Origin of the sequence: Streptococcus sp. E29BA, assembly GCF_041807805.1 — a bacterium.
GTDB lineage: Bacteria > Bacillota > Bacilli > Lactobacillales > Streptococcaceae > Streptococcus > Streptococcus entericus.
On the sequence record NZ_JBGTZA010000031.1, the window covers coordinates 1 to 22,642 of the forward strand.

The 22,642-nt window shown below is 45.8% G+C and carries 27 protein-coding genes; 3 read left to right on the plus strand and 24 right to left on the minus strand.

Translation table 11 applies throughout. The features are described 5' to 3' along the window. Positions 1-209 precede the first annotated feature (209 nt). The 9 genes from ACERC8_RS07790 to ACERC8_RS07830 form a co-directional block, all read right to left on the minus strand. Entirely contained in the window at positions 210-428 is a 219-nt protein-coding gene (locus tag ACERC8_RS07790; RefSeq protein ID WP_018368273.1) for a YdbC family protein, read from the minus strand. 102 nt (positions 429-530) lie between these two features. Beyond that, the gene (recN, locus tag ACERC8_RS07795) at positions 531-2,189 is read right to left on the minus strand and encodes a DNA repair protein RecN (protein WP_373659326.1); all 1,659 of its coding nucleotides are present in this window, start codon (positions 2,187-2,189) and stop codon (positions 531-533) included. Between the two features lie 53 nt (positions 2,190-2,242). Continuing rightward, a complete protein-coding gene (locus ACERC8_RS07800) occupies positions 2,243-3,073 on the minus strand; it encodes a TlyA family RNA methyltransferase (RefSeq protein ID WP_373659327.1) in 831 nt (276 codons plus the stop codon). After that, entirely contained in the window at positions 3,066-3,932 is an 867-nt protein-coding gene (locus ACERC8_RS07805) for a polyprenyl synthetase family protein (protein WP_373659329.1), read from the minus strand. The genes ACERC8_RS07800 and ACERC8_RS07805 overlap by 8 nt, the downstream gene beginning before the upstream one ends. Continuing rightward, the gene (locus tag ACERC8_RS07810) at positions 3,933-4,145 is read right to left on the minus strand and encodes an exodeoxyribonuclease VII small subunit (protein ID WP_018368269.1); all 213 of its coding nucleotides are present in this window, start codon (positions 4,143-4,145) and stop codon (positions 3,933-3,935) included. Then, the gene (xseA, locus tag ACERC8_RS07815; RefSeq protein WP_373659353.1) at positions 4,123-5,463 is read right to left on the minus strand and encodes an exodeoxyribonuclease VII large subunit; all 1,341 of its coding nucleotides are present in this window, start codon (positions 5,461-5,463) and stop codon (positions 4,123-4,125) included. Before xseA ends, ACERC8_RS07810 begins: the two co-directional genes overlap by 23 nt. Positions 5,464-5,676: 213 nt before the next feature. After that, a complete protein-coding gene (locus ACERC8_RS07820; protein WP_018368267.1) occupies positions 5,677-6,015 on the minus strand; it encodes an ATP cone domain-containing protein in 339 nt (112 codons plus the stop codon). Positions 6,016-6,159: 144 nt separating this feature from the next. Further along, positions 6,160-6,417: a DUF2129 domain-containing protein gene (locus ACERC8_RS07825; RefSeq protein WP_373659330.1), complete on the minus strand. Its 258-nt coding sequence runs from the start codon at positions 6,415-6,417 to the stop codon at positions 6,160-6,162. 100 nt (positions 6,418-6,517) lie between these two features. Continuing rightward, entirely contained in the window at positions 6,518-6,817 is a 300-nt protein-coding gene (locus ACERC8_RS07830) for a rhodanese-like domain-containing protein (RefSeq protein ID WP_373659331.1), read from the minus strand. Between the two features lie 103 nt (positions 6,818-6,920). Between ACERC8_RS07830 and ACERC8_RS07835 the strand changes: the two genes are divergently transcribed. After that, entirely contained in the window at positions 6,921-7,556 is a 636-nt protein-coding gene (locus tag ACERC8_RS07835) for an MBL fold metallo-hydrolase (protein WP_373659332.1), read from the plus strand. Between the two features lie 110 nt (positions 7,557-7,666). Here ACERC8_RS07835 and dnaX read toward each other — a convergent pair whose 3' ends face one another. From dnaX to ACERC8_RS07855, 4 genes are read right to left on the minus strand one after another with little or no spacing between them, the layout of a single operon-like run. After that, positions 7,667-9,325, minus strand: coding sequence for a DNA polymerase III subunit gamma/tau (gene dnaX / locus ACERC8_RS07840; protein WP_373659334.1), 1,659 nt, complete (start codon positions 9,323-9,325; stop codon positions 7,667-7,669). Continuing rightward, positions 9,325-9,819, minus strand: coding sequence for a GAF domain-containing protein (locus tag ACERC8_RS07845; protein ID WP_373659335.1), 495 nt, complete (start codon positions 9,817-9,819; stop codon positions 9,325-9,327). The genes dnaX and ACERC8_RS07845 overlap by 1 nt, the downstream gene beginning before the upstream one ends. A 51-nt stretch (positions 9,820-9,870) precedes the next feature. Beyond that, positions 9,871-10,155, minus strand: coding sequence for a DUF1294 domain-containing protein (locus tag ACERC8_RS07850; protein WP_373659336.1), 285 nt, complete (start codon positions 10,153-10,155; stop codon positions 9,871-9,873). After that, positions 10,146-10,874, minus strand: a complete 729-nt coding sequence (locus ACERC8_RS07855; RefSeq protein ID WP_373659337.1) for a sulfite exporter TauE/SafE family protein — start codon at positions 10,872-10,874, stop codon at positions 10,146-10,148. Before ACERC8_RS07855 ends, ACERC8_RS07850 begins: the two co-directional genes overlap by 10 nt. 281 nt (positions 10,875-11,155) lie before the next feature. Here ACERC8_RS07855 and ACERC8_RS07860 point away from each other — a divergent pair, with 281 nt between their 5' ends. Both ACERC8_RS07860 and ACERC8_RS07865 read left to right on the plus strand, forming a co-directional pair. Continuing rightward, positions 11,156-11,323: a hypothetical protein gene (locus ACERC8_RS07860; protein WP_373659339.1), complete on the plus strand. Its 168-nt coding sequence runs from the start codon at positions 11,156-11,158 to the stop codon at positions 11,321-11,323. Continuing rightward, positions 11,307-11,981 carry a lysostaphin resistance A-like protein gene (locus ACERC8_RS07865; protein WP_373659340.1) on the plus strand — a complete coding sequence of 225 codons (675 nt, stop codon included), beginning with the start codon at positions 11,307-11,309 and terminating at the stop codon, positions 11,979-11,981. The genes ACERC8_RS07860 and ACERC8_RS07865 overlap by 17 nt, the downstream gene beginning before the upstream one ends. Before the next feature lie 52 nt (positions 11,982-12,033). Here the strand turns inward: ACERC8_RS07865 and smpB are convergent, their stop codons facing one another. The 11 genes from smpB to ACERC8_RS07920 all read right to left on the minus strand — a co-directional run bounded on the left by smpB (position 12,034) and on the right by ACERC8_RS07920 (position 22,464). Beyond that, complete coding sequence (gene smpB / locus ACERC8_RS07870) at positions 12,034-12,501, minus strand: SsrA-binding protein SmpB (RefSeq protein WP_373659341.1); 468 nt, start codon at positions 12,499-12,501, stop codon at positions 12,034-12,036. Next, positions 12,464-14,827: a ribonuclease R gene (gene rnr / locus ACERC8_RS07875; protein WP_373659342.1), complete on the minus strand. Its 2,364-nt coding sequence runs from the start codon at positions 14,825-14,827 to the stop codon at positions 12,464-12,466. Before rnr ends, smpB begins: the two co-directional genes overlap by 38 nt. Before the next feature lie 157 nt (positions 14,828-14,984). Continuing rightward, positions 14,985-15,221 (minus strand): preprotein translocase subunit SecG, encoded by a 237-nt coding sequence (gene secG / locus ACERC8_RS07880; RefSeq protein WP_373659343.1) that lies wholly within the window; start codon positions 15,219-15,221, stop codon positions 14,985-14,987. 47 nt (positions 15,222-15,268) lie between these two features. Next, positions 15,269-15,415 carry a 50S ribosomal protein L33 gene (gene rpmG, locus ACERC8_RS07885; RefSeq protein ID WP_083907116.1) on the minus strand — a complete coding sequence of 49 codons (147 nt, stop codon included), beginning with the start codon at positions 15,413-15,415 and terminating at the stop codon, positions 15,269-15,271. Positions 15,416-15,476: 61 nt separating this feature from the next. Further along, positions 15,477-16,109, minus strand: coding sequence for a GDSL-type esterase/lipase family protein (locus ACERC8_RS07890; protein WP_373659344.1), 633 nt, complete (start codon positions 16,107-16,109; stop codon positions 15,477-15,479). Positions 16,110-16,113: 4 nt separating this feature from the next. Beyond that, positions 16,114-16,407 carry a DUF2809 domain-containing protein gene (locus ACERC8_RS07895; protein ID WP_373659346.1) on the minus strand — a complete coding sequence of 98 codons (294 nt, stop codon included), beginning with the start codon at positions 16,405-16,407 and terminating at the stop codon, positions 16,114-16,116. Between the two features lie 124 nt (positions 16,408-16,531). After that, positions 16,532-17,848: an FAD-containing oxidoreductase gene (locus tag ACERC8_RS07900; RefSeq protein WP_373659347.1), complete on the minus strand. Its 1,317-nt coding sequence runs from the start codon at positions 17,846-17,848 to the stop codon at positions 16,532-16,534. A 207-nt stretch (positions 17,849-18,055) separates the two neighbouring features. Next, positions 18,056-18,562 (minus strand): N-acetyltransferase family protein, encoded by a 507-nt coding sequence (locus ACERC8_RS07905; RefSeq protein ID WP_373659348.1) that lies wholly within the window; start codon positions 18,560-18,562, stop codon positions 18,056-18,058. 310 nt (positions 18,563-18,872) lie between these two features. After that, on the minus strand, positions 18,873-20,819 hold the full coding sequence (locus ACERC8_RS07910) for a fructose-specific PTS transporter subunit EIIC (RefSeq protein WP_373659349.1): 1,947 nt from the start codon (positions 20,817-20,819) through the stop codon (positions 18,873-18,875). Beyond that, complete coding sequence (gene pfkB / locus ACERC8_RS07915; protein ID WP_373659351.1) at positions 20,816-21,727, minus strand: 1-phosphofructokinase; 912 nt, start codon at positions 21,725-21,727, stop codon at positions 20,816-20,818. Before pfkB ends, ACERC8_RS07910 begins: the two co-directional genes overlap by 4 nt. Beyond that, a complete protein-coding gene (locus ACERC8_RS07920; protein WP_373659354.1) occupies positions 21,724-22,464 on the minus strand; it encodes a DeoR/GlpR family DNA-binding transcription regulator in 741 nt (246 codons plus the stop codon). Before ACERC8_RS07920 ends, pfkB begins: the two co-directional genes overlap by 4 nt. Positions 22,465-22,642: the final 178 nt, after the last annotated feature.

Sequence of the window (22,642 nt, forward strand, 5' to 3'; positions counted from 1 at the left end):
AAAACGAGAGAAGACAAGAACTGTCCTCTCTCGGTGTTAAGTGGGTCAACCCACTACAGTTGACAAAGAGCCTTTTTAACGACTAAGAAATCATCTTAAAATGCTTTCATGCAATTGATTGACAAATAGTAAAAGGATCTGGTTCTATTAGCATAGTTCCAAATCCTTTCGACAACATGTCCCTCAAGGTCTAGGGATAATTCATGTTTTTAATACCCTGGTCGGAAAGCGTCCAGAATGGTTTTAAATTCCTCGTTGGTGAAGGTGATGCCCTTGCCCATCTTGGTGTGGTCTTCGTTCCACATCCGGATATCAAATTTAGGCTCAGCACCGTTAAAACTCACTCGGTTGAGCTCCTTACTCCATCCTTTATCGTTGGTCGATAGGACAAGCAATCTCTCTGTAATCTCAAATGTAAATTCTGACATGGTCAGCCTCCTTAAAATAGTTTGGAAATCTCTTCCTAATAAGTTATTCGAAAACTCTTGTAAAAAAATGATAGATTTTTTAACTTTTTTATGATTTTTTACCTAGATACCAAGTAATTCTCGGGCTTGCTGTCTAGCTGTCTCTGTGACGTTTTCCCCAGCTAGCATTTTTGCAATTTCTTCCACCCGTTCATCTGTTGTCAAGAGGCGAACTGTAGACACGGTACTCTTTTCATCGCTTTGTTTTTGAATGAAGAATTGATAATCCGCGATAGCAATAACTTGTGGCAAGTGAGAGATGGCTAGAATCTGACCGTGGTTGCCAATTTTATAAATTTTTTGTGCAATTGCTTGACCAACACGACCGGAAACACCCGTATCCACCTCGTCAAAAACAATAGCTGTTTTATCTTCACGTCTAGCAAAAGCAGACTTAACAGCCAGCATCAACCGAGATAATTCGCCTCCTGAAGCCACCTTGACTAAAGGCTTAAATTCTTCACCTGGGTTGGTTGAAATGTAGAACTCGACAGTCTCATTTCCCTCACAGCTAAATTTTGAGCTGGTGAAACGTACCTGAAAACGCGCCTTTTCCATGTAAAGGTCTTTTAACTCTTGATGAATATCCTCTTCTAACTGTTCAGCAAGCTGGTGTCTAGCTGTAGAAAGCTCTTTCACTTGATTGACAAGGTCACGTTCAATGATTTTCAGTTCCTTTTCCAAATCTTCAAACGAAAAATCATCTCCTGTTAAGAGCGCATATTCTTTGCTAATTTGCTCAAAATAAATCAAAACATCATCAACTGTGCCACCATATTTTTTTGTCATGCTATGAATCACGTCAAGACGATTCTCGACCATCATCAAGCGCTCACCATCAAACTCCAAATCATCAATGGTAGCACCTAAACGCCTAGTAATCTCCTCTAAACCATAGTAACTCTCGGTGAGTTGTTGGGAGAATTCCTGATAGGTTGCATCATAGTCTTCAATGGTCTGGAGGTCATTCATAGCTGAACGAATATTGGACAGGCTGGAAAAATCCTCGTTATCTAGTAAGGCATAGACATTAACCAGCGTATCTGCGATGGTTTTATGGTTCAGCAAGCGTTCCCGCTCCGCTAGCAAGTCTTGGTCTTCACCAGATTTTAGTTCGGCTGCTTCTAGCTCTGCAAGCTGGAACTCCAACATCTCGATTCGCTCCCGATGCTCCTGTTGATTTTTTTTGATAGTAAGTAAATGCTTGCGCTTTTTGCGATAACTGTCAAAGCTTGCCTGATACGCTTTTTTCAAGTTCCAAAATGCTTGCTCACCAAAGCTATCTAATAACCTGATATGGTGCTGAGGACGCATCAGCTCTTCTTGATCATGTTGACCATGAATATCAACCAAATGTTCACCAATAGCTTTCAAGGTTGATAAATTGACCAACTGACCATTAACACGACTGACTGATCGCCCATTAGCAGAAATCTCTCGGCGAATAATCAACTCCTCAGTTGGATCAATCCCGTTATCCGTCAGCAACTGAGTCAAAGAACTGCTATAATTGACAGAAAATAACCCTTCGATTTCTGCTTTTAGTTGACCGTGGCGAACCACATCGTGACTGGCGCGACTACCCAGCATCATGTTCATGGCATCAATGATAATTGATTTGCCGGCACCTGTTTCACCAGTCAGGACCGTCATCCCCTTATCAAAGGTCAGGCGAATCGCTTCGATAATCGCAAAGTTTTTAATCGCAATTTCCTGTAGCATCAGTTCTCCTTCTGAGTTTATCGTTCACAATCGGTAAGATTGGTTGGGTTAGTTTAATGATCGCTGCTCTCGCGTTTAAAGGTATCATGAGCATTTTGAACAACTCTTACAATTTTTTCTAGCACTAATGATTGAGGAGCAGGAGATTTTTCAAGGTGAGCTAAAAACTCAATATTGCCTTGACCTCCTTGAATAGGAGAGAAATCAAGGTTCAGAACTGAAAAACCTAACTGGACTGACCTGTCTACCACCTCATATATGACCCGTTCATGGACAGCCTGATCTTTAACAATACCATTTTTCCCAATAAATTCTCGCCCAGCCTCAAATTGCGGTTTGATTAAGGCCACTACTTGCCCACCATCAGCTAAAATCTCATGTAAGGCTGGCAGTATAAGGGCTAAGGAAATAAAGCTCACATCAATCGATGCCACTGTCGGCTGACCATGTGTAAAATCTGCCAAGCTGGCGTAGCGAAAATTGTATTGTTCCATGGATAGGACACGTGGGTCTTGTCGCAACTTCCAAGCCAGTTGATTAGTACCGACATCAACAGCATAAACGGACTTTGCACCCGCTTGTAGCATAACGTCTGTAAACCCACCTGTTGAAGCCCCAATATCAAGACCAATTTGGTCAAGAACAGATAATCCAAAAGCAGACAGCGCCTTCTCCAGCTTTAGCCCACCACGACTAACATACTTCAAGCGCTCGCCTTTTAATTTGAGTTCCGTTGCTTCATCAATCTTCTCACCAGGTTTGTCATAGCGTTGCCCGTTCATCACAGCAACCACTAGACCAGCCATCACGCCACGTTTGGCCTGCTCCCTTGTCTCAAAAAGCCCTTGCTTATAGGCAAGCACGTCAACACGTTCTTTAGCCATGAAGTCGCAACCTTTCTATCATGTCTCGGACTTTTCTTAAGTCCACATCCTCGTCTCGCTCTAGTTTTTGGAAAATAGCTAGCGCTTGATCCAAACAATCATTGAGAAGGTCATAGGACTCATTTAGACCTAACAGTCTTGGATAAGTTGATTTTTGAGCTGATAAGTCTTTTTGTGGTGTCTTTCCTAACTCTTCAAAGCTAGCTGTCACGTCCAAAATATCATCACGAACTTGGAAAGCTAAACCAACCAGTTCGCCTGCTAAACGCAAATCAGCGATTGATAAACTGTCCAGCTCAGCGATTATCCCAGCGGCAAGGAAAGGGAAAGCAAGCAACTTGCCCGTCTTGTTAGCATGAATCGTTTTTAGTTCAGTGACTGTCAACTGACGACCTTCTCCCATCATATCGAGCATCTGACCACCCACCATGCCATAGGTGCCCACAGCTTCCGACAGCTCAGCGATTAAGTTTAGTCGTACTTGAGCTGGCAAATCAGCCCTGGCAATCAGACCAAACGGGTCTAAAAACAAGCTATCACCTGCTAAAATCGCTGTAGCTTCGTCGAACTGCTTATGGTTGGTCAAGCGACCACGACGGTAGTCATCGTTATCCATGGCAGGCAAATCATCGTGAATCAAACTACCTGTATGAATCATTTCAAGACCAGCAGCCACCTGATAATGGGCATCTGTCAACAACACGCCGAAACCTTCTAACAGTTGCAAGAGCAAGACAGGGCGAAGACGTTTACCACCGCTATCGATAGAATAGTAAATAGCCTCGTTAAGGCGTTTGGCTACTGGCGATTGAGCATAGTAAGCGGCTAAGGCTTTGGTGATGCCATCAATATGCTTCATCTAATCTAAATCCTTTTCACTGCCGTCAGCTTGCATCACCTTAACCAGCGTTTGCTCCGCCTCAGCTAGCGTTTGTTGTAGGGTTTTCGATAGTCCAATTCCTTTTTGGAACTCACTCAAGGCTTCTTCTAGGGGAACGTCACCATTTTCCAAGCGGTTGACTATCGCCTCTAAGGCCTGCAAATTTTCTTCAAATGTTGGTTTCTTTGACATTTTTAACCTCCACGTCTAATTGCCCATCTTGTAGTGTAATGGTCAACTCATCACCAACCTTAATACCTTGCACTGATGGTGTGATGATGTCTTCTTTTTGGATGAGGGCAAAGCCTCGTTTCAAGATACGATCCGTATCTAGAGACAGAAGCCTTGTCTCATATTGCTCAACATCAGCTTGGCAGACCGCAATCTGATGTTTCATGTGTTGAACTAGTCGGTGCTGGTAACTGAGCACTTGCTCAGCTCTTCGTTCAACTGTTCCTGCCAGGTCTTGACTCAACAAACGCTGGTGCAGTAGCTGGCGAGAAGCACCTACGTCCATCACTCGTCCTTTAAAATGATGTGTTAAGGTCGTCAGCAACTTGTCCAAACGCTGTAAATAGCTATCATAAAGTCGCTCAGGCTGGCGAAAAATTACCGACTGATTCAGCTTTGCCACACGCTCCTGTTGATAAGTCAAACGCCGTTGCACGGCCTGATATAGTCGTAATTGCCTGTCCTTGACAAAAGCGACGACATCAGCCTTGGTCACAGGCGTGGCCAGCTCAGCAGCAGCTGTTGGTGTTGCTGCACGCTTGTCCGCCACAAAATCTGCTAAAGTGGTATCCGTTTCATGACCGACACTGGAGATAATGGGCAGGCGAGATTCAAAAATCGCTTCGACGACCAGTTCTTCGTTAAAAGCCCATAAGTCTTCAATTGAGCCACCGCCTCGCCCAACAATCAACAAATCAAGGTCAGTGCGCTGATTTGCTAAGCGGATGTTCGTTGCGACTTCATGAGCAGCCCCATCTCCTTGAACTTTAGTCGGAAATAGTAAAATCTCAACACCTGGGAAACGGCGACTAACTGTGGTGATGATGTCCTTAATCACTGCCCCACTGGGGCTTGTAATAACACCGATTTTGCTGACAAACTGAGGCAGAGCTTGTTTATGGCGGTCATCAAAATAGCCTGCTTCTCCCAGCCGCTTTTTCAACTGTTCAAAAGCAACAGCTAGGGCACCAATGCCATCTGGATCAGCTTTTTCGATGACAATAGAGTAACTACCGCCAGGTTCATAAAGTTGGATACGACCAACAACATTGAGCTTCATGCCTTCTTCTAGAGCGAAACCCAGTGATTTATAAATACCAGCCCACATGGTGGCTTGAATCACAGCCTTGTCATCTTTTAGGGAAAAATACTGGTGAGTTGGCCGTCTACGAAAGTTAGACACTTGACCAGTCAAATAAACCCGTTCCAAGTAAGGATCACGGTCAAACTTTAGTTTTAAATACTTGGTTAAGTCGCTAACCGATAAATAGTTCACCAGAACACCTCCCAATTGATACTTTTTATTATAGCATAAAAACCTGCATTCTAACGGATATTTGCTAGACTTGTTTGCCGTTTAGCCCGAACGCTCATCAGTTCTCATTGCCAATATTTGGTAAGAACGCTTGCGGATAAGGACTAAAATCAAGTTCAAGTCAAAGCACATCAGTTGTGAATACAGGCTCTGAGTAGATGGTCAATCGTTGAAAGATTATCTAATCTGATCAAATTTTAGATGGACACTAATTAAATCACCATAGCCATTACGCTCCAAATCGCGTTGCAAACGATAAGAGATATAGTGCTCTGCGATATTGAGGTAGCCAGCTTCTAAAAGGCGATATTCAACCATTGATTGAATCATCGAAATTGTTGGACGCTCAACCTGTGCCTCATGCAAATCAATGACGACTTTCTTAGTTACTTCAGCCAAATTTTCACGCCAAGTATCATCAATCACATAGACTGTTCGTGCGGCTTTAATGATGGCTTGATAAATCTTATCTGGGTCAAAGTCAGCTAACTGACCATTTCGTTTAATAATTTGCATCGCAAACCTCCTTGAAAATATTAAAAGCGTTTTCTTTCTTCTATTATCTAATAAAGTGACTGCTTTTGTCAAGGGTTTTCTTTGAAATTTTCAATTCTTCCAGTCAAAGTGAAAATGGACTAACCACTATCAAGCACTCGGTCACTAGACCAGTTCATGAGCAGTCAGATTACCAACAAATTGGCGGTCAATGTCATCCAGATAGGACGGTTGGACACTCTTGACAAATTTCAGAGCCTTGAGCTCTGTCATCACAGCCTCGATGTCATCTGATGGTACATAGATGAGGACATAGCGACATTTCTTAGAATGGTAGTGAAAATCACCGTACTTATTAAGTTTTCGGCTATCACGATTATAATAAAGATGGACAAAAAGTCCCACACGGCTCGGTGTTTCCATAAGCCCTCCTATTGGTTATACTTTCTTCTATGATAACATGGCAGAGCTATCTAAGCAACCAAAAAACTGAGATGATGTCACCTCAGTGTAATCAGCTCTGCTATTGCCCAAACTCTTGGTAATCAAAGCCACGTGCAACCATATCATCGATAGAGCCTAAATCGACCACGTTGGTGTAGCCCTTTTCTTCCAAAAGGCTTTTGGCTTCTTTAGACTTAATCCCTAAGCGGCAGTGCACATAGATTGGCTGCTCCTTGTCCTCTGGCAAGTCAGTTGTCGCTAAATCCTCCAAGGGAGCGCTCTGACTACCCTTGATGTGCCCAGCTGCATAGGCAGATGCTGGACGAACATCTAATAACAGTGCACCTTTTTCAATAGCAGAAAAAATATCTGTTGTCATCTCTAAACTCCTTTCATGACTATTTTATAATTTTTTTGACCAGATGTGTTATTTTTTGTCCTGAATTCATGCAAAATATAAGGTTTTTTGCTATACTGGTCTTATGAAAATTTTAAAAACCATCAACGCTGTTGCTAGTGAAAATACCTACTTTCTCATTAACGATCAGGCTGTCCTGGTCATTGACCCAGGTAGTGATAGCCAAAAAATTATAGACACTTTGACCAATATTGACAAACCTGTTGCAGCCATTCTCTTGACTCATACCCATTATGACCACATCATGAGCGTGGACATTATCCGCGAAAAATTTAACCATCCGCCTGTCTATGTGTCAGAACATGAGGCCAGCTGGCTCTATACGCCTGTTGCTAATCTTTCTGGATTAGCACGCCATGATGATATGGCCGATGTGGTCATCCAGCCAGCAGAGAAAATCTTCGTGCTTCACCAAACCTATCAACTGGCGGGGTTTGAGTTTACTGTGCGACCAACTCCAGGGCATTCTATCGGAGGTGTCTCTTTTGTCTTTGACCAAGACGAAATAGTTATTACAGGTGATGCTCTCTTCAAGGGGACTATCGGACGAACAGACTTGCCAACCAGCGATCATCAAGCGCTCCTGACAGGGATTCGCGAACAGCTCTTTACCCTGCCTGACCACTATACGGTCTACCCTGGACACGGCATGAACACGACGATAGGAAATGAAAAACGGTTCAACCCTTATTTTTCTTAAACCTAAACCCGCACTAACCATCTAAAATCGCTTAACCATCAACCTAAACAATTGATCACAAAGAGGTCCTATCGAAAATTATACGTTTCGATAGGACCTCTTTTGACGATTTAATCATCTACCCATTCAATCTTCTCTGCTAGAAATTGAAAAGCTTCTGGGACAACTGGTGCTTCTTGAGACACTTCTTCTGCTGGCTGGTCGTTGGACCGATGCTGTCTAGCAAACTCTGTCCGAAGCAGCTTGAAATCAGCCTTGGTCACCGCCATAATATTTGGAGAGAAACCAGCTGCTTGACTCATGATATTGCCAAAAATAGTGTTCAGATCGCCTCGCTTCATGACCTGCTCGGCACTAAAGGCCGTTTCAAATGCTAGGAGCGCATTTTCTGCGTTGGCTAAAACAGGTTCAGAACCAAGCAATAAGGCTCTGTCCTGCGGTGAAATGCTGTCTAAAATCTCATTCCAGGCCCCCTTAAGAGCATCCAGATAGGCGCGTGACTGCTGAGCTTCCTGCACAGTCTCTGCCATAATCTCCAAAACCTTACGTTTGTCCAGCTTGTAGGCATTTTTGATTGGTGCTGCTTTCTTTTGGGAAATAGCAGAGCCACTTGGTTGTTGCTGGAGACTAGCTAGTAAGGTCTTGAGCTCTGTGAGCTGATGCTTCAAGCTGCTAAGCTGTTGAGCCACATCATCAGGCAGAGTTGTTTCCTGTGCTGGATTAGCCAATTTGATGGTCATCATTTCAGCGTATAATTTGGGATGACTGCCTGATTTTATCTCGGACAAGCTCCTCGTCACAATGTCAATCATGGTAAAGAGCTGCTCTGCAGGTAAGGCAAGGTGATCCTGATCTCCTAATCCATCAACCTCACCTCCATGCTGAGCGATTAAGAGGTCTCGCATGTAGGTCAGCAAATCAGTCGCAAAGCGACCCATGCTCTTCCCACTATCAAAGATGGTCTGCAAATGCGTCAAGGCAGACAAGCTGTCCTGCTCTGCTATAGCACCAAAATAAGCCGATAAAGCGGTCAGGGCAATCGTTCCTGTGATATCCTCTACAACACTTGTCGTTAGCTGGGTTCCATCTGATAAACTAAGCGCCTGATCAAGGATAGATAAGGCGTCACGCATCCCACCTTGTGCCTGCTTGGAAATAATAGCTAGAGCTTGTTCGTCATAGGTGATTTGTTCTTGGTCGAGGACATGGGCTAGATGCTCTCGGATAGCCGCAGGCTTGATGCTCTTGAACTCAAAGCGCTGGACACGCGACAGGATTGTTGCTGGAATCTTGTGAAGTTCCGTGGTCGCAAGGATAAAGACCACATTATCTGTCGGCTCTTCTAGGGTCTTGAGCAAGGCATTAAATGCCCCTGTCGAGAGCATGTGCACCTCGTCGATGATGTAAACCTTATACTTAGCTCGGCTGGGGGCATAGGTCGACTTGTCTCTGATGTCACGGATTTCATCGACCCCATTGTTAGAAGCAGCATCGATTTCAATGACATCTTCTAAGGCACCTCTAGTAATATCTTGACAGAGGTCGCAGGCGTTACAAGGTTCACCGTCCACCTGATTGGGACAGTTCATGGCCTTGGCAAAAATCTTGGCAGCGGAGGTTTTACCTGTTCCTCGAGGACCTGAAAAGAGGTAGGCATGGCTAATCTTGCCCGTCGCCACTGCCTGCTTGAGGGTCTTGGCGATAACTTCTTGACCAACCATCTCGTCAAAGGTTTGGCTACGGTATTTGCGGTATAGGGCTTGATACATTAGTCAGCTCCAAACATGTCAAAATTAAAGCGGGTCTTGGTTAATAGCAGATCCACAAACTGCTCTAGGTAGTTTTGGTCAACGTCATCGTAGTCACCAATGACATGGCTATCCAAATCCAGCACTCCGATGAGCTGACCATTTTTAACCATCGGCACGACGATTTCAGACATGGCAGCTGAATCACAAGCGATGTAATTAGCATGCTCCTTGACATTTGGTACAATCATGGTCTCACGTTTTTCAGCAGACTCACCGCAGACTCCTTTCCCCAGAGCGATATGAACACAAGACACCTTGCCTTGGAAAGGGCCTAAAATCAATTCTTGCCCATCAAACAGGTAAAAACCTGTAAAAACGGAGTTCGGTAAGGTCTGATTGATTAAGGCTGAAGCATTTGAAAGATTAGCTAAAGCATTGGTTTCTTGAGCAAACAGCGCTTCAGCTTGTGCCAGCATAAGCTGGTAATTAGCAATTTTTTGAGATTTTTCCATAAAACCATTATAACAAAAAAAGGGACGATTGCCCACAGCCAAGCAATCGTTTTAAAAATAGCGGAAAACAAGATAAAAAGTGCCTATACTTAAGACGATACCTAACCACCATGCCAAGTGGAAATACCATTTTTTTGTTTTATGGTGACAGAGCAGAGCAGCCACGTAGGCACCTGTACCACCGTAGATAGATGTTATAGTTAATAGCGTTTTTTCAGACATGCGCCATTCTCCTCTGATGGCACGGTACTTGTCCCAAATATAAACTAAACCGACCGCTATGTTCCAAACTAGCCATAGCATGGTTAACCATTGACGAAGAGTTATTAGTTCCATAAGGTCGTCACCACAGTCAGGATTCCAGAACAAGCAATCAGCCAATAAGTGGCTTGTCGCAAATGATTAGGGTTTAATCGCTCGTTAAGACGATGGGCAATCTGCAAGCCTCCTGTCATGGCTAAGAGACCCAGAACGATAAAAGGCAGGTGAGACGAATCCAGAATGCCTTGTTGCAACCGAAGCACTAAATTGACTGCGCTAACCAGTACAAAAGATAACTGCAAGGTCGCGAGATATTCTTCACGACTTTTAGAAAAGGCTAGGTACAGCACAACCATCAGCGGACCGCCAATCCCAAAAAAGCCATCACTCAGACCAGATAGCCCACCCACAATGACCTTAGTCATCAGGTTAGGTGTTATGACAAGATTATCCTTAACCAGCAAAAAATAAAGGGCCAACACGATTAAAAAGACACCGAAAGCTAGTTTTAGACTAGTCGTATTAAGCCTTGGCGCCATCTGGATAGCGGTCAAACTCGCCATGATATAAACGGCGACAATCACCCAGATATTGCTCCAATTAACATGCTGTCGATAACGATAGAAAATCATCCCACAAATCCAAATGGCAATCGCACCAGAGACCCCAGCTGCTTCTGGCAAAGGCAACAGATAGGGCAAAACAAGCATACTGATAACACCTGCTCCAAAACCTGTCGTTCCTTGAACAATCCCCCCGATAAAGGCTGCCAAGGCAAATAACATATAGGGCATAACCCCTCCTTTCTACACACGTTTTCTATCATACACTATTTTTTAATTTCCTTCTACTCAGAAAACTTATTGAACAAGAGTTAGTTTTCAACACAATTAAATCATTCTTGACGACATTACTATCGGGTGATAAAATGATGGTAAAATATTGTTAAAACTAACCATTCTGGACGTTTCGATGACTGTTTAGGAATTAGCCGTCAAAAATTCCCTGATATTGCTATACTCAGAACATCACTGGCCAGTGGTAACAATAGCAATTTTTAAGGAGAATTTGTTAGATGAAAACTCAAACAAGGAAACCATTAACCGAAAAAGAATTACTCAATATTAGCGGTGGAGTTGCGGTTATTGACCCATTTGCCTGTGGCGGGGCGGTCGCGTCATGTCACCTGATAGTTATGAGGAAAAAATCAAACGGAGAACTCCCTAATGGCACCATCTTCTGACATCAAACAACACCTCAAGCGATTGGGCTATCCAATCTTGATGGTCATCCTATATCGTTGCTATGAGTACGTCGTTATCTTATACAGAAAAAATAGTTTTGGCATCACAAATGTTTCTATCGTTAACTTTTTTGCCACGCTAATCCTACTGGCAAGCTATGTTTTTATCCTCAAACATTTTCAAAAAGAGCTTTTCCATCACTGGCGCGTGACCAAGCAACAGGTGATGATAGCTCTCTTACTCTTTGTCTGTGCTCAGTTACTCCGTCTCCCTATAAAATCACTGATAAACTATGGTGGAACCAGTAGTTTTCAGAAAGAATTGAGCTTTTTGAGTTTCGTCCCCTTGGCACAAGCCTTGCTCATTTTAAATTATAATATCATCGGTCCCATCCTAGAAGAACTCATCTGTCGTGCCGATTTTATGGATGCTTATTTCAAAAACTCACGTCATTACCTCGATGTCTTATTGTCAGCTTCTTTCTTTTCAGCCTTCCATTTTATCGGCTATTCATGGTCGTGGATAGCCTTTATCTTTTATCTGATACCTAGTTTAGCCCTATCTATGGCTTATCGCTACAGTAAGAACATCTACATCCCTATCGTGATGCATATTGCTTGGAATAGTCTTGCTGATCTTTGGGCTTTGATTAGCTGAACATTTTTCCTCACAAAAGAGCAACCCTCTGACAAAGGTCAGAGGGTTGTGTTTATCGTCCATTAAAGTTCTTCATGGTGCGCTTGATATCCCTGTTCTGATCACGACGCTTGATGGACTCACGCTTGTCGTAGTCATGTTTCCCTTTGGCCAGACCGATCAAGAGCTTAGCAAAGCCATCCTTGAGATAGACCTTGAGCGGTACGATGGTCATGCCTGTGCCCTTGACCTCCTGCTCCAGCTTCGCGATTTCCTTGCGCTTGAGGAGGAGCTTGCGGGTACGCTCAGGGTCGGTGTTCCAGATATTGCCCTGCTCAAAGGGGCTGATATGCACATTGACCAGCCAAGCCTCTCCTCGCTTGATCTGCACATAGCCATCCTTGAGCTGAATCCGCGCCGCACGGACACTCTTAATCTCCGTCCCTGTCAGCACCAACCCTGCCTCATAGGTCTCTACAATCGTGTAATCATGCCGTGCCTTCTTATTTTGCGCGACGACATTTCCCTGCCCCTTTGCCATGCTTTGATCCTTTCTTAGCCTTGTCCTTGAGCTTTTTGCCCTTCTTCTGCTCTCTTTCTTTTTGGGAAATGACAGCCTTACCTGACCGCAGGCGATGAGACTTGCTGTCGCTTCCCTTGTCCTCGTGACGCTTTTTATGCTGCCGTCTAGCACGGCTAGTTCTGTCTGACTTCGCTGGCTTTTCCCTAACATCTAGGTCGCTCGGCAGGTAGTCAAAGTCAATATCACCCGTCTCCTTGTCCGCCCTGGTCAGTTTGACCCTGATGGGCTGACCAACACGGAAGACCACGCCAGATTTTTCCCCATGAAGACTGAGCGTCCTTTCATTGTAGTGATAGTACTCTGGTAGATTGGTCACATGAATCAGACCTTCGATGGTATTTGGCAACTCGACGAAGAGACCAAACTTAACCACGCTGGAGATGATACCTTCAAAGTCTTCGCCCACATGTTTTTCCATGTACTCAGCTTTCTTCATGGCTTCAACCACTCGCTCTGCATCGATGGCGCGACGCTCTAAAGCCGATGATTGGCTGGCAATTTCAGGAATGATTTGCTCAAAATGCTCCACTTGTTCAGCCGTCAAATGACCGTACTCTCTGATTAACCGATGCACCAAGAGGTCAGGGTAACGGCGAATAGGGCTGGTAAAGTGGGTGTAAAAGGCTGCTGCCAACCCATAATGGCCGTGGTTGTGCGCCGAGTACCTCGCCTGCTGCATAGAGCGCAACAGCATCATGGATAACACATCGCTGCCTGGCTGCCCCTCGATATGCTTCATAACATCTTGCAGGGCTTCTTGCGAAATCTTGCTGGCAGTACCTCGAACCTGAACCCCAAAAAGGCTAGCATAGTCGATGAATTTCTGTAACTTTTCTGCCTTTGGCTCCTCGTGAATCCGATAGATGAAAGGCAGGTTGAGCTTATTGAAGTGCTGAGCCACGCATTCATTAGCTGCAAGCATGAAGGACTCAATCAAGCGCTCAGCAACCCCACGTTCCCTGACAACAACATCAAGAGGTAGACCCTTCTCGTCAACGAGAATCTTACTCTCTCTGGTATCAAAGTTGAGACTACCCCGACGCTCCCTCATCTGCTTGAGAATCCTATGTAGCTCTGCCATGTCCCTAACCGCCGCAGCAATCAAGTGATACTGCTCCAAAAGAGCCTCATCACCCGCCAACATGCCATTAACGTCGGTGTAGGTCATGCGGTAGGTGGTCTTGATGACTGACTGGCAGATCTGATAATCAACCACGCGCCCCTGACGGTCAATCTCCATGATGGCCGACTGGGTCAGGCGATCCACCTGCGGGTTGAGGGAACAGATGCCGTTAGACAGGCGTTCTGGTAGCATGGGAACCACTCGGTCAGTCACATAGACTGATATCCCCCGCTTGAGTGCTTCCTTGTTCAGCTCGGACCCTTCAGTCACATAATAGGACACATCAGCGATGTGAACCCCCAGCTCGAAGTTGCCGTTGTCCAACCGCTTGATGTGAACGGCATCGTCCAAGTCCTTAGCATCCGCCCCGTCAATGGTAAAGGTCAGTTCCTGACGCAAATCGACCCGACCAACATAGTCCTTCTCTTGCGGCACATCTGGCAAAGCGTCGGCCTCCGCCAGTGCAGCTGCTGGGAACTCGGACACAATATCCATGCTCTCTAGCACCTCTAAGACATCAATCCCAACATCCCCCTCGTGCCCGATAATGTCACGAATGCTCGCTACAAAATAATCATTTTGGCGACTAGGATAAGTCTCGATAGCAATCTTGACAATCTCTGACCCCTCAAGCACCAATGAGGTTGGCTTGAGGTAAATCCGTTGCTGGATTTTCTGGTTTTTGTTGGTCATGTAGCCGATGTAGTCTGGCTGTTGATTGTCGAGTATCACCTTGCCAACCACGGTTGTGAGCGCACGCTTGACCACCTTGACCACACGGACTTCAGCAGCCGTGCCTTTGAGGCGGTCACCAACCTTGGTGATAGCAACCTCAACGGTATCACCATCCAAGGCATGGCCGACATCGTTACGACCGACAAAAAGGTCATTTTCTGCCTCATCGACACTAACAAAACCAAAACCTGCCTTATTGGCACGGAAAATCCCTGTGAGGGTGATGTCCTGTCTCTTTGGTTTCTTAGTGTTTAGGGCAATGTTCCCTTGGTCATCGAAGGTAAGTCGCCCTTGGCTTTCTAGTTTGGAGATGGTCTTGACCAGGTCACGAAAGCCTGCCGAGGTCGCCATATCGAGACCTTCAGCGAGCTGATGGACACTGGACTTGCCATGCTCCTGTAAATAAGTTAGTAATTGTTCTTTCATTTCCTTTAATCCTTTTGTTTGATAGCATGTATCCTTTTTTTCACAGACCACACCGTCTGATTGTTCTGTCAGGGGAGGTTTAAACCAGTAGAGGACATCGCTCTGCTATTTTCAAAGCAATAAAAGAGCTTGGGACAACCGTCACAAGCTCACTTGACTATTTACTTGATAAAATAGCTAGCACCAAGGCAATGGCCATCCAGAAAAAGACCAAAATTCCCGTGAAACGTTGCATAAATGCTTCAAATCCACGTGCCTTTGTCCGCTCAAAGAGAGCTTCTGAACCACTGCTATCGAAAACGTTGCTGCTTGGGTTTTTCTGCGGTTGCATAAAAATTGCGACCACTAAGAGCCCAGATAAAACAAGTAAAATGGTGAGTAAAATGCTATACATCTCGTGTGTCCTCCACTATCATCTTGACCATTCTAACACATTTTCACTTAACATTCAAGATGTAAGGTCACTTTTCTCTCTTTGGGACAGTATTTTGTCACTTGAATTTTTTCTGGATGAGTGGTTTTATTTTTACTGGTCAGGTAATTTTTACTGCCACACTGGCTACACTTGAGATGGATTTTTATGCGCATGGCTGCTACACTTCCTTCTGACTAGAATAAATGCGTTTCTCATTATACCACAATCCTTCAGTTAAATCACCTGCTGTAGGATCTCCGCTAAGAGAACATAGCCTGCTTCACTGAGATGTAGTCCATCTTTTGTTAAATCAGGGGCAAGTTGACCGGCTTCATTCAGGAAAGAGTGGTAAGTGTTGACCAACTCCACACCCGCTAGGTCGTCTGCTAAGGCAGCATAGCCTGCATTCAGGTCTTGGATAGCCTGATTTGTCCGATTATCCACGGTATGATAATAGACCTTATCCTCATTCACTGGTAAAACTTCAAGCAGATAGACTGTCGCTAATGGGTAATCCGCCCTAATCTGACCAATCATCTCCCGAACGTTAGCAAGCGTCTTTTCGCGTGGCAAATCATAACCAATATCGTTAGTCCCAATTAAAAGCACCACTTGACGAACTGCTGAGCCGAACACATGAACTGCTAGATGATCCAGAAGGTGCTGGCTGTTTGAGGCTGCGCTACCACGATTAACCCAGGTACGTTTGATATTCATCAAACGCTCAATGGGGAACCATTCGGTAATGGAATCCCCGATAAAAATCAATTCAGGATAAACCAAGGTTTGGTAGTTAAGGCGACGATAATCTTGTCGCTTCTTGTCACGTATTTTCTCGTAGTATTGATCCATTTTTGGGGTAATCACCGCGTCACTCCTTTTTTAATAGTCGATCATCAATCAGAAAAATAGCCAGAATGCCAACAGCATAGGCGACTAAATCCCAAAAGCGGAAGCCTTGTCCTAAAAACAAATGCCCTAGTGTCGTCTGTCTGATAGCAAGAAGCCAGTCCCACGTCAACAGTTGGGACCATTCCACCACAAAACTAGTGACTAGCGCTAAAATAGCTGTTGTTCGACGACTGGTTGACATCAAAATCAGCCGATAACCCAAATAAACAGCAACAGCCCACAAGGCATCACCCAGTTCTGCTGGAAAAATCACTAGCTTCCTGGATGATAAGCCGAGAAAAATAGTCAGGATTAAGAGATAGAAGTAACTTTTTCTGTTAATGAGCATAGCCTATTATACCATAAAACCACCAACTTCTCAGTCGGTGGTCATTTTTTTAGAAATTAAAGACATCGTTCAAGTTCTCAGCCATCGTTGGATGAGTGAAGAGTTGGTTCTTGATGTAGGTGTAAGGAATCTTATTGTCAATCGCCATGGTCAGGAGGTTAATAATCTCCTGAGACCCAGCTCCAAAGAGGGTTGCTCCCAGGATAAGCTTGGTCTTTTTATCCACGACGACCTTGTAAATACCACGGAGATCGTTGTTGACATGGGCACGTGGCATGTTGGCGACTGGCAATTCATTAGCGATGACCTCGTAGCCTGCAGCAATGGCCTCTTTTTCGGTCAAGCCGACACGAGACAGGGCTGGTTCGATAAAGACAGTCGTCGGTACCTGACCACGGTCACTGCGTTTGTAGTCACCATTGCCAGTCAGTTTGCCAAAGACGATACGGAAATCATCTAACGAGGTGTAGGTAAACTGAAGACCTCCATTGACATCGCCGACAGCGTAGATATCTTTAACCGTTGTCTCGCAGTAGTCATCAACCTTGATTGCCCCACGCTCAGTCAGTTCGATGTCGGTGTTCTCAAGACCCAAATCCTCAGTAGCTGGCTTGCGACCTGTGGCATAGAGAACAGCGTCAAAAGCATAGTCTTCCCCATCTGCGGTTACAAGGACAGTCGCTCCGCTATTTTTCACCCCAGAAATCGAGACACCGAGTTTGAAGCTAACGCCGTCTTCCTCTAGGTAACTCTTAGCCAACTTAGCGACCACTTCCTCATCGCGACCGAGAATGGTCGGTGCGGCATCAAAAACAGTTACTTGGCTGCCCAGTTTGCTGTAAAGGCTAGCGAACTCGAGACCGATGTTGCCACCTCCAATGATACCCAGACGTTCAGGACGCTCACTCAACTGCTGGATACCTGTGCTGTCATAAACACCGGCGGTATCTAAAAGCCCAGGAATCGGCAGGACATTGGACTTAGCTCCTGTGTTGATTACAATGATATCCGCCGTCAATTGCTCCTTGTCCTCGCCAGCCGTCAGCTCCACGGTCTTGTTTGCAACAAAGCGGGCACGGGCGTTATAGAGGTCAACACCTGCGCCTTTAAGAACAGCCTCGTTCTTGTTACGCAGACGGGTCACAACAGTTTCTTTTTGGGACATGGCTTGCGCAAAATCCCAGTTTTTCTCAGCTGCCACAATCAGGGTCTTGGTTGGGATACAGCCGATGTTAATGCAGGTCCCACCGTACATGGCCGAATTTTCCTCGACCAGAGCCACCTTTTTGCCAGCTGCTGACAGTTTGCCAGCCAGAGTCTTACCAGCCTTACCAAAGCCGATAACCAATAAATCGTAATGGGTCATAAGACGCCTCCTTTTTCTTCTGTTCCTTCTATTCTAGCAAAAAAAAACGAACATGTCTGATTTTCGCTACGGTAGCGAACAAGATGAGCAAAAATCAGCAACAAGGCTGTACTGGAGCAGTTGTTAACTAAAATAACAGAGTAGTGCGTGACAAAAACTTTGGTTTATTCTGAAAGATGTCACTACTACCATTTTGACTACTAATTGTCAACGATTTTTATTTGTCAAAACCTGCTTTTGCAACCAGACGATGTCGTGCCACTGGTCAAACTTGTAGCCAACTTCTTTAAAATGGGCAACCTGTTCATAACCACGTTTTAGATGAAAAGCAATGGAAGGCTCGTTAGGTAGGGCAATGCAAGCCAAAAAATTGACAATACCCATTGCAACAAGCTGGCGCTCAAGCTCATCGTAAAGCGCTTTGCCAATGCCATGATGGCGCACAGTCTGGTCAACATAAACCGACAGCTCAACCGTCCAATCATAGGCTGCTCGATTCTTATAGGAACTAGCGTAGGCATATCCAAGCAAAGCACCGTCAGTACCTTCAGCGACGAGATAGGGAAATTGCTGACTAATGGTATGGATTCGCTGGGCGAAATCGCTGGCGCTAGGCACCTCAATTTCAAAGGTGATTGCTGTATCTGTCACATAAGGGGCGTAAATGGCGACAAGCGCTGCCGCGTCCGCAGGGGTTGCAGGTCTAATCTTCATGGTCTCATTATACCACAAGGAGAGCAAAATAGCTTTTCTGACAGTGATCATGCAGGTGTTACATCGCTATATGGCTTGATAGAAAAGATTTAACGAGAAAAATGAAGAAGATAAAAAGGAAACAGTGGACCGCTACTACAACTATTTCTAAACTAATTCATTAGTAGGACAAGCAAAGGGCTTGATGAAGCTCTCCCCAGATACTGGTGAGCTTTTTTTGTAGCAGTTGTAGCCTGTCTGTCAGATCTGATGGCTTTGATAATCTTTTCAAATACATAAAAACCCCGCCACAAGGACGAGGTTTAAGCGCTTATTTTGCCTGACGCAAAGCACCGTAAAGGATACCTGAAACAATAGCTCCGATGAGGATAAAGGCGATGTAGAGCACTGGATTGCTGGTAAGAGCAATCACGAAGATACCGCCGTGTGGCGCCATGAGCTTGATACCAGACAGACCGACCAAGGCACCCGCCAGAGCAGAACCAGCTACAAAGCTAGGAATAGCACGCGCTGGGTCAGCTGCACCAAACGGAATCGCTCCTTCTGTAATGAAGGACAACCCCATCACAATATTGGTCAAACCAGAGTTACGTTCTTCAGCAGTGAACTTGTTTTTGTAAAGGAGAGTGGCAACAAAGACCGCAAGTGGTGGCACCATGCCGCCAGCCATAACCGCTGCCATCGCTACAGAACCACCGTTGGCCACAGTCGCTGCCAAGGTTCCTGTACCAAAGACGTAGGCCGCCTTGTTGACTGGACCACCCATATCGACCGCCATCATGCCCCCAAGAACAAGACCGAGGAGAATAGCAGAGCTGCCTTCAAGACCTGACAAGAAGCTGTTCATGCCTTCGTTAATTGCCGCCATAGGAATATTGACAAAGTACATGAGGAAACCAGTAATCAAGACACCAAGAAGTGGGTAGAGAAGGATTGACTTAATCCCTTCCAGAGATTTTGGCAAGTTTGCCAAGGCTTTCTTGAGACCAAGGACAACCGCACCAGCCAAGAAACCACCGACAAGGGCACCGAGGAAGCCTGATGATACCGCTGTTGGTACAGCACCTTCTGCTGCTGCACCAAATTCAATCTTACCGATAGCCAGACCGTCTTTAGCAATGGCACCTGCCACGAAACCAGCAACTAGACCTGGTTTTTCAGCGATGGAGTAAGCGATATAACCAGCCAGCAGTGTCAACATGAAGCCGAAGGCTGCCCCGCCGATTTTCATAAACATAGCTGCCAATTCATTGTAAGAACCAAGGCTACCCAGACTATCCTGTGGCACACCGAGCGCACCGTCAATCAAGAAGGCCAAGGCGATGATGATACCGCCACCGATAACAAATGGGAGCATTTGAGACACCCCGCTCATGAGGTGCTTATAGAAGGCACCACCAAGGCTAGTTGGCGCAGCTGCCGCTGCTGTTTGACCGTCATTTTTCGCCACGTAGGTGTCCGCCTTTCCATCTAAGATGATGTTGATGAGTTCTTCTGTTTTCTTGATACCGTCTGCGACTGGACGTTGTACCAGTTGTTTACCGTTAAAGCGGTCCATCTCAACTGCCTTATCTGCGGCGATGATAACCCCTTTGGCATTAGCAATGTCCTCAGTGGTCAAGCGGTTACCAACACCTGAGGCACCGTTGGTTTCTACCTTGATCCCAACACCCATCTCAGCCGCTACTTTTTTAAGAGCCTCTTCTGCCATGTAGGTGTGGGCAATCCCTGTCGTACAAGCTGTGACTGCCACGATAAAGTCTTGGCTAGCTGGTGCTGAGCTGTCAGCTGAAGCTGTCGCAGCGGCTTCTTCTGAGTTGAAAGCTGCCACTACCTCTTCTGCTGAGCCTGCTTGACGGAGTTTTGCCGCAAAGCCCTCTTTCAATAAATACTTAGACAAGTCTGCAAGAGCTGCCAAGTGGGTATCGTTTGCCCCTTCTGGCGCTGCAATCATGAAGAACAAGTCCGTTGGCTGACCGTCCAGCGACGCATAGTCCACACCCTTGTTTGACTTAGCAAAGAGGACAGTCGCCTCCTTAACCGAAGCATTTTTGCTGTGGGGCATGGCAATTCCATCACCGAGACCAGTTGTCATCTGCGCCTCACGGTTCATAATCCCTGTCTTAAAGGTGTCCGCATCCGTCACCACGCCTTGTTCCACCAATTTCGCAATCATCTCATTGATGGCTGCTTCCTTTGTTGTTGCTTGCAAGTCCAGCAACATGACATTTTTGTTCAGTAAATCCTGAAGTTTCATCGTGTTTCTACCTCTACTTTTTGATAAGTTTCTGTGATAAAGCTCATGTCAGCCAAATCATCTGAGAAGGCTGTTGCCGTGCCACAGGCGACACCCCATTTGAGGGCTTCAACTGGGTCACCAGTCTCAACCAGCTTCCCTGTAAAACCAGCCACCATGGAATCTCCTGCACCGACTGAGTTTTTTACCACACCCTTGATTGGCTTGGCGAAATAAGCCGCTTCTGGCGTCACGAGCAGCGCACCGTCGCCTGCCATGGACACAATCACATTTTGAGCACCCTTGGCCAAAATCTCACGGGCATAGCGCTCAACATCGTCCAGACCATTGAGTTCCACCCCAAAAATAGCTTCCAGCTCATGATTGTTTGGCTTGACAAGCAAAGGCTGATGGGTCAAGCTGTCCAGCAAGGTCTGCCCTTCAAAGTCACAGACCACCTGTGCACCGGTCTCGCGCACCAGTGGAATCAAGCGGTTATAGACTTGATTGCCCAGACTGGTAGGTGCAGAGCCTGCAAAGACGACCACATCCTCAGCCGTCAGCTGACCAAGCTGGCTTTCCAGCTCTGCCATCTTCTCCGTGGAAATGACAGGTCCCGCCCCGTTGATTTCCGTCTCTATATCAGCCTTAATCTTGACGTTAATGCGGGTGTCCTCCGCCACTGTGACAAACTGGTGAGCGATGCCCTCAGCTGTCAAGCCATCACGGATAAAAGCACCCGTAAAGCCACCGACAAAGCCTGTCGCCTTACTCTCTATGCCTAAGCTATGGAGAATGCGACTGACGTTAATGCCCTTGCCACCGACATACTTATCGTCGCTGGTCATACGATTGACACTGCCTGTCTCAAGGCTGTCCAGCCGAACGATAAAGTCGATGGAAGGGTTGAGTGTTACCGTATAAATCATAGGTCAATCACCCTCGTTTCTGTTTTTAGTCGTGTAAGGATTGCTTTATCGGTCGTCGTCGTCAGAATCGTCACTGCCGTCACGGGTGCCACCTTGACAAAGGAAACCTCACCCAATTTTGAGCTGTCCGCCAAAATATAGGTCTGGCGGCTATTGGCAATAATGGCGGACTTGACCGCTGCCTCAGCCATATCTGGCGTGGTCAGATAGCCATCGTCAATGCCATTCATCCCCAGAAAGGCTTTGTCAAAGTTCAGTCCTTGGATTTGGGTCAATGCCAGAGGGCCGATAGAAGCATCCGTTGAGGACTTGATGTCCCCACCGATGATAATGGTCCTTATGCCCCTATCCACCAGCTTAACCGCATGGTGAATAGAGTTGGTCACCACCGTCACCTGCTGATTTAGCTCTTCGACCAGCAAGTCTGTCGTCGTCCCAGAATCGATAAAAATCACATCCCCATCAGCTACCAAGGTCTTGGCATAGCGGGCAAGGCGTTGCTTATCTTGCACGTTTTTGACAGATTTTTGCTGATTGGTCAGCTCTTCCTGTAAGGTTTGGATTTTCTCCGCCCCGCCGTGAATCCGACGAAGCTTGCCTTCCATCTCCAGCTCATCCAAATCTCTGCGAACCGTAGACTCAGAGGTCGCCAGCAAATCAACCAAACTCTCTAAGCTCACCACTCCATCCTGAGCGATTTTCTCAGCAATCAGGCGTTTTCGTTCTGATTTTAAGATGACCTCCACCTCCTTTGCAATCGTTTACGCTATTAGTTTACCATATTTTCTGCCAATGTCAAGCAATATCTCTCAAAAACTTTCAAATCAGCAATAACAAAGGCTCTATAATTTCTGTAGTGGGTAAATCCACCATGGAGATTATAGAGCCTTTTGAGTGTAGAAAAAAAGTTCCATA

Bases quoted from the DNA above. Each gene is read 5' to 3' on its own strand.
- ACERC8_RS07790 (WP_018368273.1), bottom strand. From the start codon at position 428: ATGTCAGAATTTACATTTGAGATTACAGAGAGATTGCTTGTCCTATCG.
- recN (WP_373659326.1), bottom strand. From the start codon at position 2,189: ATGCTACAGGAAATTGCGATTAAAAACTTTGCGATTATCGAAGCGATT.
- ACERC8_RS07800 (WP_373659327.1), bottom strand. From the start codon at position 3,073: ATGGCTAAAGAACGTGTTGACGTGCTTGCCTATAAGCAAGGGCTTTTT.
- ACERC8_RS07805 (WP_373659329.1), bottom strand. From the start codon at position 3,932: ATGAAGCATATTGATGGCATCACCAAAGCCTTAGCCGCTTACTATGCT.
- ACERC8_RS07810 (WP_018368269.1), bottom strand. From the start codon at position 4,145: ATGTCAAAGAAACCAACATTTGAAGAAAATTTGCAGGCCTTAGAGGCG.
- ACERC8_RS07820 (WP_018368267.1), bottom strand. From the start codon at position 6,015: ATGCAAATTATTAAACGAAATGGTCAGTTAGCTGACTTTGACCCAGAT.
- ACERC8_RS07825 (WP_373659330.1), bottom strand. From the start codon at position 6,417: ATGGAAACACCGAGCCGTGTGGGACTTTTTGTCCATCTTTATTATAAT.
- ACERC8_RS07830 (WP_373659331.1), bottom strand. From the start codon at position 6,817: ATGACAACAGATATTTTTTCTGCTATTGAAAAAGGTGCACTGTTATTA.
- ACERC8_RS07835 (WP_373659332.1), top strand. From the start codon at position 6,921: ATGAAAATTTTAAAAACCATCAACGCTGTTGCTAGTGAAAATACCTAC.
- dnaX (WP_373659334.1), bottom strand. From the start codon at position 9,325: ATGTATCAAGCCCTATACCGCAAATACCGTAGCCAAACCTTTGACGAG.
- ACERC8_RS07845 (WP_373659335.1), bottom strand. From the start codon at position 9,819: ATGGAAAAATCTCAAAAAATTGCTAATTACCAGCTTATGCTGGCACAA.
- ACERC8_RS07850 (WP_373659336.1), bottom strand. From the start codon at position 10,155: ATGGAACTAATAACTCTTCGTCAATGGTTAACCATGCTATGGCTAGTT.
- ACERC8_RS07855 (WP_373659337.1), bottom strand. From the start codon at position 10,874: ATGCCCTATATGTTATTTGCCTTGGCAGCCTTTATCGGGGGGATTGTT.
- ACERC8_RS07860 (WP_373659339.1), top strand. From the start codon at position 11,156: ATGAAAACTCAAACAAGGAAACCATTAACCGAAAAAGAATTACTCAAT.
- ACERC8_RS07865 (WP_373659340.1), top strand. From the start codon at position 11,307: ATGGCACCATCTTCTGACATCAAACAACACCTCAAGCGATTGGGCTAT.
- smpB (WP_373659341.1), bottom strand. From the start codon at position 12,501: ATGGCAAAGGGGCAGGGAAATGTCGTCGCGCAAAATAAGAAGGCACGG.
- rnr (WP_373659342.1), bottom strand. From the start codon at position 14,827: ATGAAAGAACAATTACTAACTTATTTACAGGAGCATGGCAAGTCCAGT.
- secG (WP_373659343.1), bottom strand. From the start codon at position 15,221: ATGTATAGCATTTTACTCACCATTTTACTTGTTTTATCTGGGCTCTTA.
- rpmG (WP_083907116.1), bottom strand. From the start codon at position 15,415: ATGCGCATAAAAATCCATCTCAAGTGTAGCCAGTGTGGCAGTAAAAAT.
- ACERC8_RS07900 (WP_373659347.1), bottom strand. From the start codon at position 17,848: ATGACCCATTACGATTTATTGGTTATCGGCTTTGGTAAGGCTGGTAAG.
- ACERC8_RS07905 (WP_373659348.1), bottom strand. From the start codon at position 18,562: ATGAAGATTAGACCTGCAACCCCTGCGGACGCGGCAGCGCTTGTCGCC.
- ACERC8_RS07910 (WP_373659349.1), bottom strand. From the start codon at position 20,819: ATGAAACTTCAGGATTTACTGAACAAAAATGTCATGTTGCTGGACTTG.
- pfkB (WP_373659351.1), bottom strand. From the start codon at position 21,727: ATGATTTATACGGTAACACTCAACCCTTCCATCGACTTTATCGTTCGG.